General features: G+C 59.7%; 11 protein-coding genes and 1 pseudogene. 9 read left to right on the top strand and 3 right to left on the bottom strand.

Annotated elements, in window-relative coordinates; translation table 11 throughout:
- Positions 1 to 25: 25 nt before the first annotated feature.
- The 7 genes and pseudogenes from ACQQ92_RS07060 to ACQQ92_RS07030 all read left to right on the top strand — a co-directional run.
- Positions 26 to 199: pseudogene (locus ACQQ92_RS07060) on the top strand (iron-containing alcohol dehydrogenase); the annotation flags it as partial.
- A gap of 43 nt (positions 200 to 242) precedes the next feature.
- Positions 243 to 539 (top strand): hypothetical protein, encoded by a 297-nt coding sequence (locus ACQQ92_RS07055; protein ID WP_427796143.1) that lies wholly within the window; start codon positions 243 to 245, stop codon positions 537 to 539.
- A gap of 8 nt (positions 540 to 547) precedes the next feature.
- Entirely contained in the window at positions 548 to 1927 is a 1380-nt protein-coding gene (locus ACQQ92_RS07050) for an aldehyde dehydrogenase (RefSeq protein ID WP_427796132.1), read from the top strand.
- Between the two features lie 123 nt (positions 1928 to 2050).
- Positions 2051 to 2377, top strand: a complete 327-nt coding sequence (locus ACQQ92_RS07045) for an HIRAN domain-containing protein (RefSeq protein WP_117655201.1) — start codon at positions 2051 to 2053, stop codon at positions 2375 to 2377.
- An 18-nt stretch (positions 2378 to 2395) separates the two neighbouring features.
- Positions 2396 to 2575: a hypothetical protein gene (locus tag ACQQ92_RS07040; RefSeq protein WP_154517096.1), complete on the top strand. Its 180-nt coding sequence runs from the start codon at positions 2396 to 2398 to the stop codon at positions 2573 to 2575.
- A gap of 51 nt (positions 2576 to 2626) precedes the next feature.
- Positions 2627 to 3187, top strand: a complete 561-nt coding sequence (locus tag ACQQ92_RS07035; protein WP_427796131.1) for a metallophosphoesterase — start codon at positions 2627 to 2629, stop codon at positions 3185 to 3187.
- 150 nt (positions 3188 to 3337) lie between these two features.
- Positions 3338 to 5095, top strand: a complete 1758-nt coding sequence (locus ACQQ92_RS07030; protein ID WP_427794205.1) for a DUF2130 domain-containing protein — start codon at positions 3338 to 3340, stop codon at positions 5093 to 5095.
- A 79-nt stretch (positions 5096 to 5174) separates the two neighbouring features.
- Here the strand turns inward: ACQQ92_RS07030 and ACQQ92_RS07025 are convergent, their stop codons facing one another.
- From ACQQ92_RS07025 to ACQQ92_RS07015, 3 genes are all read right to left on the bottom strand, one after another.
- A complete protein-coding gene (locus ACQQ92_RS07025) occupies positions 5175 to 7856 on the bottom strand; it encodes a DEAD/DEAH box helicase (RefSeq protein ID WP_427796130.1) in 2682 nt (893 codons plus the stop codon).
- A gap of 267 nt (positions 7857 to 8123) precedes the next feature.
- Positions 8124 to 9005, bottom strand: a complete 882-nt coding sequence (gene trmB, locus ACQQ92_RS07020) for a tRNA (guanine(46)-N(7))-methyltransferase TrmB (RefSeq protein ID WP_427796129.1) — start codon at positions 9003 to 9005, stop codon at positions 8124 to 8126.
- Between the two features lie 119 nt (positions 9006 to 9124).
- Positions 9125 to 9997 carry a class I SAM-dependent methyltransferase gene (locus ACQQ92_RS07015; protein ID WP_427796128.1) on the bottom strand — a complete coding sequence of 291 codons (873 nt, stop codon included), beginning with the start codon at positions 9995 to 9997 and terminating at the stop codon, positions 9125 to 9127.
- 267 nt (positions 9998 to 10264) lie between these two features.
- Between ACQQ92_RS07015 and ACQQ92_RS07010 the strand changes: the two genes are divergently transcribed.
- Both ACQQ92_RS07010 and ACQQ92_RS07005 read left to right on the top strand, forming a co-directional pair.
- Positions 10265 to 10981, top strand: a complete 717-nt coding sequence (locus ACQQ92_RS07010) for a helix-turn-helix domain-containing protein (protein ID WP_427796127.1) — start codon at positions 10265 to 10267, stop codon at positions 10979 to 10981.
- Positions 10981 to 11877: a DUF4097 family beta strand repeat-containing protein gene (locus ACQQ92_RS07005; RefSeq protein WP_427796126.1), complete on the top strand. Its 897-nt coding sequence runs from the start codon at positions 10981 to 10983 to the stop codon at positions 11875 to 11877. The genes ACQQ92_RS07010 and ACQQ92_RS07005 overlap by 1 nt, the downstream gene beginning before the upstream one ends.
- The last annotated feature ends 70 nt before the right edge of the window (positions 11878 to 11947 follow it).

The following is an 11947-nucleotide window of genomic DNA, read 5'->3' as shown; positions in this document are numbered from 1 at the left end:
TATCGGCTTTGGCGGTGGCTCGGCCATGGACTGTGCCAAGGGCGTGGGAGCACGAATCGCGCAGCCAAACAAGCCCATCAACAAGATGCGCGGCCTGCTGCGCGTCCACCGTCTCCTGCCGCTGCTTATTGCGGTTCCCACTACCGCCGGTACGGGAAGCGAAGTCACGCTCGCGGCGGTTATCACCGATGACGAGACGCACCACAAGTACCCCATTAACGACTTTGTGCTTATCCCACGCTTTGCGGTGCACGACCCCGAGTTCACGCGGTCTGCCCGCCTCCATTACGGGGCAGACGGGCATGGGCGCCCTGACGCATGCCGTCGAGGCCTTTATCGATTGGGTCGTTCGAATGAACGCCGCCTTGGACATTCCCAAATATGTGACGGGCATTCGCCGCTCTGACATTCCCGAGATGGCGGCGCATGCCGATGCCGAGGCCAATCCGCTGTACCCCGTTCCACTTTTGATGGACCGTTTGGAGCTGATGCGCATGTACGAGGTCGTCGCGGGTGGTATGTTTGAGGGCGAGAACTAGGAGGGTCCATGAACACCGAGGAAATTGCGCGCATCGTCGGAGACCAGCGCGTCTACTTTAAGACGCACGCCACGTTTGATGTCGATGCTCGACGTCGTGCGCTCGTGAGTTTACGCGATGCGGTGCGGGCCCACGAGGCCGATATTGCCCATGCGCTCAAGACCGATTTGGGAAAGTCGCATGACGAGGCGTATATGTGCGAGATCGGCACGTCGCTTTCCGAGATTCGTCATCAGATCGCACATGTGGCTCGATGGAGTCGTCCGCGCCTGCGTCCGTGCGACCTTGCCAACGCCGTGAGTGTGTGCAAAACGCAGGCCGTGCCCTATGGCGTCACGCTCATCATGGCCCCGTGGAACTACCCGTTTTTGCTAACGCTCGAGCCGCTCGCCGGCGCCCTTGCCGCGGGCAATACCGTGGTCATCAAGCCGAGCGCCTATGCTCCGGCATCGAGTGCGGTGCTCAAGCAGATCTGCGAAGAGGCATTTGATCCGTGCCTGGTGACAGTTGTCGAGGGCGGGCGCGCCGAGAACGAAGCGCTGCTCGATGAGTGCTGGGACAAGATCTTCTTTACCGGTAGCGTTCCGGTCGGCAAGCTCGTCATGGAGCGCGCAAGTAAAAACCTTACGCCCGTGACGCTTGAGCTGGGTGGAAAGAGTCCCTGCATCGTGGATGCGACGGCAAACTTGAAGGTTGCGGCACGGCGTATCGCCTTTGGTAAATGGCTCAACGTGGGGCAGACCTGTGTGGCGCCCGACTACCTGCTGGTCGATACGCGTGTGCACGACGAGTTGCTGGGCCTCATCAAGGAAGAGGCGCGCCGTATGTTTGGCGAGCATCCGCTCGACAACGAGGATTACGGGCATATCGTCAATGCCAAGCATTTTGCGCGCGTGCATGGGCTAATCGATTCCGATAAGGTCGTGCTTGGAGGTGCTGCGCGCGAGGCCTCGCTCAAGATTGAGCCGACAATTTTGGACGGCGTGGCCCCCGATGACGCCGTGATGCAGGAGGAGATTTTCGGTCCCATCTTGCCGGTGCTGACGTTTGAGAGCCTAGACGAGGCCGAGACGTGTATTACGGATCGTCCGACGCCGCTGGCCCTGTATATCTTTAGCCAGGACCGTGAGGTTCAGCAGCGCTTTGTGCGTTACGTGCCCTTTGGTGGCGGTTGCGTCAACGACACGATTATGCATCTGGCTACGAGCCATATGGGCTTTGGCGGCATGGGAGCGAGCGGTATGGGGCAGTACCATGGACGCGAGAGCTTCGATACGTTTAGCCACAAGAAGAGCATCGTGAACAAGGCAACGTGGCTGGACGTGCCATTTCGCTATGCCCCTTACGCAAACTGGAAGCACAAATTCGTGCGCATGTTTGTGCATTAAAATCAGATGGCGTAGGGACAAACGGTCGAAAAGACGCAGGCAGGATGAATTTGTATCCGCACGGACCCGTAGACTTCTCAATAAGGTTAAACGCCGGTTTATCCGGCCGTTAGGGGAGTTGCCATGTACGAGCCTTCACGTGTTCTTCTGTCGTTTCACATTGCGGGATTTCAGTATGCCGACGGCGCTTTGGTCCTGGGCGATCTTAAAGCGGGCGATAAACTGACGCTGTGCGCCGAGCGCGATAATCCCCATGATCCCGAGGCGGTTGCGATCTACTACGGCAACACCAAGCTTGGCTATGTTCCGGGAAACGAGGTCGGTCCGCTGTCCTTGATGATGTATTACGGCCATGAGGACGTATTTGAGGCCCGCGTGCAGCAGGTTGCCCCCGAGCGTAGCCCGTGGCATCAGGTGCGCGTTGGGCTCTATGTGGTGGATGCCCGCTAATCGGTAAGGGAGGCTGCCATGTTTGATGACGATGACCTGTTCGATTTGACGGACGATTCGTTTGAGTGGGATATGCTACTCGACGACGATGAGCTGGAGCAGGATCGTAAGATGCGACAGGACAAGAAAACTCAGGGTGATGCGTCGAAAAAGAAAGACAAGCGCCGTCGCGGACTGTTTGGCGGGCTCTTTGGGTAACTGCCGCATCGCTGCGTCTGTATACTTAGCACGAGTTGGACGCGTTGCGAAATGAGGACTGAGACGATGATGTGGTTTACCGCCGACCTGCACCTGGGCGACACGAATATTTTGCACGACATGGACCGACCGTTTGGCTCGGTTGAGGAGATGAACCGCAAGGTCATCGATGCCATCAATGAGTGCGTGGCTGCGGACGACCGCCTCTATATTCTGGGTGACTTTACCTATCGTTTGCCCCTGGCGGAGGCGGTGCGCCTGCGTAAACGCATTGAATGCCAGAACGTGACGCTCATCCGTGGTAACCATGACGGTGACTGGGAAGATCCCGACGTACCGCAGATTTGGGAAGACGTGCGCGATTACCTGGAGATTGCTCCCGGCTATGCCAAGGGCCATCGTCTGGTTATGAGCCACTACCCCATGCTCAGCTGGAACGGCAAGGCGCGTGGCGCCATTATGCTGCACGGGCATATCCACAGCAGGGGAGACCGCACCAATACGCGCAACCGCGATCGCGAACGTCCTATCTTTCGCTACGATGTCGGCCTCGATGCCAACGAGTACAAGCCCGTAAGCCGTGACCAAATCCTAGGCTTCTTTGGACTGTAATTCTCGAACCGTCACACAAACCGCCACAAAGGGGACGGGCACCTTTGTGGCGGTTCTGGCGCCGTTGCCATTATGGTGGCGGCGCCTTTTTTGTCCGCGCAGCGCGGTAGAGTGTAGGCGGTTGAAATTTGCGTCCAGCGAGGAGCTGCTATGAACGAGATCAAGTGCCCGCATTGTGGCGAAGTATTTAAGGTCGATGCATCCGGCTATGCGGATATCGTCAAGCAAGTGCGCAATGCCGAGTTTTCGCGCGACCTGGATGAGCGTGTGAAGGCGGTCCAGCGCGAGGGCGAGCAAGCGCTGGAGCTTGAGCGCTCGCGTTCGATGGCTGCCTTGCAAGAGGCAGAGTCCCAGCGCAACGCTCAGCTTACCGAGCAGAAGAACGCTGCAGCTCAACAGCTGGCACAAGAGGTTGCCAAGCGCGATGCTGAGCTCGCCGAGCTGCGTGCCAAGCTCGAGGGCGCTGCCGCAGAGCGCGAGAGTGCAAGCCAGCGCGCGGCGGTAGAGGCACGAGCCAACGCTCAAAAGGAGAATGCCGAACTCCAGCGCGAGATTGACAATTTGCGTGCGCAGCTGGAGCGCAAAGATGACGAAGCCAAGCTTGTCGAGTCGGCGGCGCGCAATGCTGCTCAAAACGATTTAGCTGCACGTGATGCTCAGATTGCCGAGCTGCAGGCCAGGCTTGCCGCGGCGGACAAGGCCCAGGAGATGGCGCTTGCCGCTGCCGCGGCAGAGTCGCAGCGTGAGCTCGATGCCGCTCGCAGCGAGGCCGAGCGCGCGCTTGCTGACTATCGCGCGAAGGTGCAAGAGAAGTTTTCCGCCGCAAAGGCTCAGTCTGAGCGCGAGGCCGAGGGCCTTCGTGCACAGCTTCGTGAGCAAGAACTTTCTGCAAAAATGGAGCTGTCGAAGGCGGTCGCCGCGGCGGAGCGAGAGCGCGATGAGGCGCGTGCCAAACTGACGAGCGAGCTGGCGGTGCGCGATTCTCGCGAGGAACAGGCCAAGGCGGCACACGAGCTCGAGCTTGCGCAGGCCAAGCGCGCGAGCGATGACCTGATTCGCTACAAGGATGAAGAGATCGAGCGCCTTAAGGACATGAAGGTCCGTCTGTCCACCAAGATGGTGGGCGAGTCGCTCGAGCAGCATTGCGAAACCGAGTTTAACCGTCTGCGCATGACGGCATTTCCCAACGCGTACTTCGAGAAGGATAACGATGCGTCCGAGGGTACCAAGGGCGACTTTATCTTCCGCGAGTGCGACGCGAGCGGCAACGAGGTCATTTCGATTATGTTCGAGATGAAAAACGAGAACGACGAGACCGCGACCAAGCATAAAAACGAGGACTTCTTTAAGAAACTCGATCACGATCGTCGCCAGAAAGGCTGTGAGTACGCGGTGCTCTGCACGCTGCTCGAGCCCGAGAGTGAGCTCTATAACGTAGGGATAGTCGACGTGAGCTATCGCTACGAGAAGATGTACGTGATTCGCCCACAGTTTTTCATTCCCATGATCACGCTCCTTCGCAACGCCGCCATGGGCTCACTGCGCTATAAGCAGGAGCTAGCTGAGTACAAACAGCAGAATATCGACGTCACGAACTTCGAAGCCAAGATGGAGAAGTTCAAGAATGATTTCGGTCGCAACTACGAGATCGCGAGCCGCAAGTTCCAAACGGCAATCGATGAGATCGACAAGACGATTAGCCATCTGCAGAAAACCAAGGAGGCATTGCTGTCCTCCGAGAACAATCTGCGCCTAGCCAACAAGAAGGCCGACGATCTTACCATTCGCAAGCTCACGTGGGGCAACAAGACCATGAAGGCGGCGTTTGACGAGGCGCGCGGGGCTGCGCCAGAGACAAACGATGAGCCAGCCGAGGCGGATTCGTATGAGGTCGAGGATACCGAGTAAGGCATAGCGTATAGTGCAAAAACGGGGCCGCTGGCGATATTGCCAACGGCCCCGCTTCGTTTCGTTCCAGTATGTTCGACTAGTCCTCGAGCAGGTCTTCGATAAAGCCGACGCGGTAGTTTTTGAAGATGACTTCACCGCCGTCTTGCGTGGCGTCCAGATCGACATCGCCCATGATGCCAAAGTCGTGGTCGCCGTCCTCGTCGGCAAAGATCTGGTGCACGTGCCATACGTGCGCGGTCTTCTCGTCGGACTCATCGATGGAAAACATCGCGGCGCTGCGGGCATCTCCGTCGGTGAGGATTTCCTCGTGCTGCTCATGGTAGGCATCGAGGGCCTTTTGCCAGCGGATCTCGCTCATGCCCCAGTCGTCGTCGAGCTCGCCCAGGTCGCGAACGTGCTCACGGGCGGCAAGGGTCACGCGGCGGAAGAGCGCATTGCGCACCAGCAGCGTGCAGCCGCGGCGGTCCGCCACGACCTCGTCGATGCCCTGTGGCGGCACGGCATCGAGGGCTGCCGGGTTGCCGGCGTTCTCCCACTCGTCCACCAGGCTCGAGTCCACCGAGCGCACCACAAAGCCCAGCCACGAGATAATGTCGCGCAGGCGCCCGTCGCGCTTCTCGATGGGTACGGTGCGGTCGAGCGAACGGTAGGCCTCTGCCAGGTAGCGAAGCAAAATGCCCTCGGAGCGGGCGATGCCGAGCTTTTGAATGTAGCCCTTAAAATCGCTCGCGCTTTCCAGCATATCGCGCAGGACACTCTTGGGAGAGAGCTGGTAGTCGTTTGCCCAGGGCACTTCCTGGCAGTACTTGTCAAAAGCGGCGTCGAGCAAATCCTCGAGCGGCTTTTCGTACGTGACGTCTTGAATGCGCTCCAAGCGTTTCTCATACTCGATGCCGTCGGCCTTCATCTCGGCCATAGCGCGATCGCGTGCGGCGCGCTCCTGTGCACGCAATACCTGCTTGGGGTCCTCGAGCGTGGCCTCGACCATCGAGATGAGGTCCATGGTATAGGTCTCACTTTCGGGGTCGAGCAGCTCCAGCGCGGCAAGCAAAAACGGCGAGAGCGGCTGGTCGAGCGCAAAGTCCTCGGGCAGGTCGACCGTCAGCGCGTAGTCGATATCCGGCGCGGCGTCAGCCGGAGCGTCGGGTGCGGGCGGCACCTCGGTGCGCACGACGACGCCGGAGTCGATGAGCGTGGCGAAGATCTCGTCGGCGCGAACCTCAAGCTTGGCCTTTTCTTCGGGGGTCTGCAGGCTTGTCTCGATGAGGTCATGTACGCGGGCTCGGGCATTGCCGCCCTGCTCGACCACACTAATCACCATAGAGTGCGTGATGCGCAGGCGTGGCTTGAGTGTTTCGGGTTGCGTCTCGATCAGGCGCTCAAAAGTTTGCTTGTTCCATGAGACAAAGCCCTCGGGGGCCTTTTTCTTTTTAATCTTACGGAGTTTTTTGGGGTCGTCGCCCGCCTTGGCCATAAGCTTGGCATTCTCGATCTCGTGCTCGGGTGCCTCGGCGATTACCATGCCCTCGGTATCGAAGCCCGAGCGACCGGCGCGACCGGCAATTTGATGGAACTCGCGGGCGCGCAGACGACGCATTTTGTAACCATCGAACTTGGTGAGCGCGGTGAGCACCACGGTGTGGATGGGTACGTTGATGCCGACGCCGAGTGTGTCGGTGCCGCAAATGACGGGCAGCAGGCCCTGCTGCGCCAAGCGCTCGACCAGCAGGCGATAGCGCGGCAACATGCCAGCATGGTGCACGCCGACGCCGCATCCAAGCAGGCGCTTGAGAATCTTGCCAAAGGCCGTGGAGAAGCTCGTTCCCTTTGCCGCTTCTTTGATGGCCTCGCGCTGCTCCTTGCTGGCGATGCCAAAATTGGCGAGCGATTGTGCCGTCGCAAGGGCGGCATCCTGGCTAAAGTGCACGATATAGAGCGGGGCCTCGCCACGGCGCATGGCGAGCTCGACCGTGCCCTCGAGGGAGGTCGTCACATAGTCGTAGCTCAGCGGAACAGGACGCGGGGCATCGACAACCAAGTCGCAAGCAGCGCCGGTGTGCTCCTCGAGCGAGGCGGCGATGGCGGTGACATCGCCGAGCGTGGCGCTCATGAGCATAAACTGCGTGTGGGGCAGGGTGAGCAGCGGTACCTGCCAGGCCCAGCCGCGGTCGGGGTCGGCAAAGTAGTGGAACTCGTCCATGGCGACGCAGCCCACGTCGGCGCCCTCGCCCTCGCGCAGCGCATCGTTGGCAAGGATTTCGGCCGTGCAGCAGATGACGGGCGCCTTGGTATTGATATGCGTATCGCCGGTGATCATGCCGACGTTATCGCGGCCGAGTACCTGTACCAGGTCGAAGAACTTTTCGCTGACCAGGGCTTTGATGGGGGCCGTGTAATAGCAGCGCTTGCCCTGAGCCATGCCCATAAAGAGCATGCCCAGCGCGACGAGCGATTTACCCGATCCGGTCGGTGTGCCTAAAATGACGTGATCGCCGGCGGCCAGGTCCATGAGGGCCTCTTCTTGGTGATCCCACAGCTCAATGCCACGGTCGCTCGTCCATTCAAAGAAGCGTTCGAAGGCCTGATCGGGCGTGAGCCATGGTTCGGGCTCGCTGCCGTCCTCGGGCTCCCACCAGGTGGGAGAGAGCGCGCCGAGCGAGCCAAACTCGGCTTCGGTTCCCGTGCCGCCCGAGAACGAGCTGGCGGCGCCGGCACCGGAGACGGTGCTGGCGGCGGTATCTGTCGTGGTCTGTGCCATGTGTTTGCTTTCTCTCGCGATTGTCCGCCAACTATTATGGCGTAGCGTCGCATCGATGCGTTCGCAGGCAAGAAAATGCAGGAAATGGGCGTTCTGCCCAGCTGTTTGGTGCAGTTGCCAGCTAAGTGAGTAGACTTTTTGCAATATCGCGAGCACATGGCTTTTGCGCAAAGGCTCTACCTGCGGTTTTAGTATTGGTTATGCGGGTTGTGCTTGGCTATTGCAAAAAAGTCTACTCACTTAGATTTGAGGGTCGTTTGCTGGCGCCTATTTGCGCTTGTTTGCCGAAGCCGCGACCATCAGAGGCCCCTGGGACTCCTGCGGTAAGCGCTTCTTGCCCTTGCGGGCGCGGTTTTTAAAGTTCTCGACGGCCTCTTCCATGCCGAGGGGCACGTAGGTGAGCTCATCGAGATTGTCGGGCAGGTAGCACGCAAGGCTTTGCTCCTGCGCGCGCCCCGCCGTGAGCTGTTCATCGCTGGGCAGCGCGTCGGGAGTGGCGCAAATGCCATAGACGGCGGCACCCATCTCGCGCGTGCGGCGCTCGTATTCGGTCTCGGGATGCTCGGGACGGTCGCGGCGAACGTCGTCACTTACCCAAAGTGTGTCGTAGCCGGCCGCGGCAAACTGCCCCAGGGCGTAGTCGCGCAATGGCTTGCTGTCGGTGCGCAGCGTGACGGTGGCGCCGGCTGAAAAAAGCGGGCGGTAGAGCATCAGATGGTCGACATGGACGAGTCGTTTTTTGGCGTACTTGGCCTTAGGCTGTGGCGTGGGAAAGTTGATGGTGATGGCATCGAGCTCGCCTGTGGCAAACAGCTGCGGCAACGATGCGGCGCCTCGGGGCAGGACGAGTGCGTTGGTCAGTTCCTGCTCGCAGATTTTCTGTGCGGCATAGGCGATGCAGATGGGCTCCTGGTCCATGCCGATAAAGAGCGTGTTTGGCTCGTGGGCCGCGCGCTCTACAAGGTACGTTCCCTTACCGCAGCCAAGATCCAGGTGAAGGTGTTCGAAAGACTTGCTGCCTGCGGGCGCACAGGCCTCGCGCCAATCTCCGGCATAGATTTCAGGGTTCGTCTCAATCGCATCGGCGTAGCGCTCCAGGCGCTCTTCGAGCACAAAGTTCTTAGGCGTGCGAACGTGGACGGCTCCCATGAGGCTCCTTGGTCATAAGTATGGAACGCATAGCTGCGCGTTCCGTCAATGGGTTGAAAAAAGGGTAGGCATAGCTTGCCCGAAAGACGCGGTGCGGCTCGACGGCGAGTCGTCGGTGCCTACAGGCGCTTGAGAATCACGTAGCGGTTGAGCTCGCCACTGCGACCGTCGGCATGGAAGCGCTCAAGCTCGCGTACGGGGACCTCGCCGCTCTTGTAGAACGTGCGCACGCCGCGCACCAAGTCGGTGATCTGCTGATCGTCAAAGTGGTGGCAATAGCGGTAGGCATGGCGGTCGTTTTGCCAGCCAATGAGGTGGTCGCCGGCTTCAAACTGCGCGGAATCGTAACCCTCAAACGGCGGGGTGAGCTCGGCGCGGGCCTCGGCGCGAACGGCCTTGCGCGCCATGCGCTCGTCGTTCATAAACTCCCAAAAGCTAATGGCGATGATGCCGCCCGGGCGCGTCTGGCGCACCAGGGCGTCGAGCACGCGCACGCGGTATTCGCACGACGGCACGTGGTGCATAAAGCCAAAGCAGACCGAGATATCGGCGAGCGGGGCGTCGAAAAGCGCGTCGGGCGCCTCGGCGGGGTTGAGCTTCATGAGGGCATCGAGCACGTCGAGTTCCTGGAAGTGCAGGTTGGGAATGCGCAGGGCGTGACCGCGTGCATCGATGGCCAGGTCTTGGCACGAGTCGACGCCATAGAACTCAAACGGGCAGCTGGCATCTGCCGAGGAGTTTGCGCCGTCGACGCCCTTGGCGGCAAGTGCGCCGCCGGCGGCAAAGTTCTCGAATCGCATATTGCCGCAGGCAAGGTCAAAGACGCGGACGGGATGCTCGATTGTGGCGACGTCGAGCTGCTCGAGCGCGATATCCATGGTGCGCACCCAGCCGGGCCACGGGGCCTGACGCGTATCGGAAAAGGAGGCGGAGTGCTCGCGATAGAACGTGTTGTTGAGCTGGATGAGCGATGAGGCGAAATCGCGGTTCACGGCGCGGGACTCCCTCCGTTGGCGGTGCGGAATAAACAGTACGACCATACTACCGTTAACGCCGCAGCGGGGACAACCAAGCTACGTGTCATTGCTTTGTTTGGACACATTTCCGCAGCTCATATGTGCCCGCAACCGCCGGTTGTCAAAAATCTCACTAGAATAGGTGGCATGCTTTTGGCGGTGGCGGATAGATTTTTAACTGTGCAAGGCGCCTTAAGAACAAAAACGGTCCGGCGGCACGGCTGGCATCACATAGGAGGAACCATGAATGTAGAAACTGCGCAGCGGCTCGCCGACCTTCGCCGCAGCAAAGGCTTTAGCCAAGAAGGGCTGGCGCGAAAGCTGGGGCTGTCGCGCCAGGCGGTCAGTAAATGGGAGCGCGCGGAGAGCTCGCCCGATACCGAGAACCTGATCTCGCTCGCCAAACTCTATGGCGTGAGCCTGGACGAGCTGCTCAATCCGAGCGATGAGATCGAGGACGATATTGAGTTTGAGAACGAGGACCGCGCCCGCCAGCGCGAGGCCGAGGCGGCAGAGCGCGCCCGCACCCATGAGGCGGCGGCACGCGCCACCGAGGCGGCAACGCAGGCGAGTGATGCTGCGGCCAAGGCGGCACAAGCGGCAAGCTGGAGTGCGCAGGCCGCCAACGCTGCTACGGCGCAGGCGACGAGTGGCGGTGCAGTTGGCTCGACTCCGGCGAAGGGCCCGTTCCGGTCGTTCCCGTATTGGGCCGTGTGCTGGCTACTGTTCTTTTTGCTGATGTTCCCGTTTGGCGCCGGCCCCTTTGCTGCGCTCATCTTCTTTACGATCCCTATCTATCACTGGGTGGCGCGTGCGCTCGATGGTGATTGGGCACGCGGGGATATTCAGGTTGGTCCGGCACCGGTGACGGCTAGGGCTCGGAATGTTTCCGCTGCGGTTGATACTGACGTGGCTACCGCGACCACCGCTGAGCCGATTGCCAAAGAGGGTGATGAATGATGAAGCTTTCGCATGAATCCAAGGTACGCTTGGGCGTTGGCGTCGGAGCGTTTGTGCTCATCATTGGGCTTGTCTTTGGCATTTCGCGGCTATTGGCTCATTTCGATATGGTGCGTACGACCGGTATTCTATCTGGCCATTTGTCTGATTTTGACGATATGTTTGACGAGGACGATTCCTTGAATAGCGGTAACTATTCCGCTCGGCCTCAGCAACTTTCGAGTGCGACTTTTGATGCCGATGAGTTCCGCTACCTCGATTTCGATATCAATGCGGCTTCGGTGGACGTCAAGGTTGTTGATGGCAACAAGGCTCGCGTTATAGAGCGGGGGCGCGTTGCCGAGGGTATGGATGCCTCCAAGGCCGCGACGCAAAACATCGCATCCGTCGAGGACTCGACGCTCAAGGTTTCCCAGTTTGGAAGTGATGACGGTAAGGCAATCGATCGCTCAGTTACGGTTGAGCTGCCACGCCGTGTTGCCGAACATCTGAAGGGAGTCAACGCGCACGTGGGCTCGGGTGATCTGCAGATTGCCGGTGTCATCTGTGATGGTTTCGACCTTTTCCTGGGTGCGGGAGATGTAGAGTTTTCGGGCAGCGTGACTGATGCGCTCAGCGCTGAGGTCGGTTCGGGCGATGTGACGTTCGAGCTTTACCAGGCCCCCGCGAAGTCGATGGACGTGAGTGTGGGCTCGGGCGATGTGGAGATGACGGTTCCGAACTCGACGGGCTTTAAGGCGAGCCTTACCGTGGGCAGCGGCGACTTCGAGAGCGATTTCCTTCCGCTTGGCTACGACGGCGAGACCATTTTGAATCTTGAATTCGATAACGGCGATAAGTCTGCCACGTATCGTTTTGAGGTCGGTTCGGGTGATATGTCGTTTGATTCGGAGTGACATGCGGTTTTCGGAGATCGGTACATATAGGCGTGCTCTTTGATGGAGGCGCCGGAGCCGTGACGGGCTC

It is taken from the genome of Collinsella sp. SGI.241, assembly GCF_050312955.1.
GTDB lineage: Bacteria > Actinomycetota > Coriobacteriia > Coriobacteriales > Coriobacteriaceae > Collinsella.
Note: the sequence above shows the minus strand (reverse complement) of the source record. Positions and strands in the feature narration are given on the sequence as shown.

What these genes read in the sequence shown, in the direction of transcription:
- ACQQ92_RS07050 (WP_427796132.1), top strand. Translation starts at nt 548, where the DNA reads ATGAACACCGAGGAAATTGCGCGCATCGTCGGAGACCAGCGCGTCTAC.
- ACQQ92_RS07045 (WP_117655201.1), top strand. Translation starts at nt 2,051, where the DNA reads ATGTACGAGCCTTCACGTGTTCTTCTGTCGTTTCACATTGCGGGATTT.
- ACQQ92_RS07040 (WP_154517096.1), top strand. Translation starts at nt 2,396, where the DNA reads ATGTTTGATGACGATGACCTGTTCGATTTGACGGACGATTCGTTTGAG.
- ACQQ92_RS07035 (WP_427796131.1), top strand. Translation starts at nt 2,627, where the DNA reads ATGAGGACTGAGACGATGATGTGGTTTACCGCCGACCTGCACCTGGGC.
- ACQQ92_RS07030 (WP_427794205.1), top strand. Translation starts at nt 3,338, where the DNA reads ATGAACGAGATCAAGTGCCCGCATTGTGGCGAAGTATTTAAGGTCGAT.
- ACQQ92_RS07025 (WP_427796130.1), bottom strand. Translation starts at nt 7,856, where the DNA reads ATGGCACAGACCACGACAGATACCGCCGCCAGCACCGTCTCCGGTGCC.
- trmB (WP_427796129.1), bottom strand. Translation starts at nt 9,005, where the DNA reads ATGGGAGCCGTCCACGTTCGCACGCCTAAGAACTTTGTGCTCGAAGAG.
- ACQQ92_RS07010 (WP_427796127.1), top strand. Translation starts at nt 10,265, where the DNA reads ATGAATGTAGAAACTGCGCAGCGGCTCGCCGACCTTCGCCGCAGCAAA.
- ACQQ92_RS07005 (WP_427796126.1), top strand. Translation starts at nt 10,981, where the DNA reads ATGAAGCTTTCGCATGAATCCAAGGTACGCTTGGGCGTTGGCGTCGGA.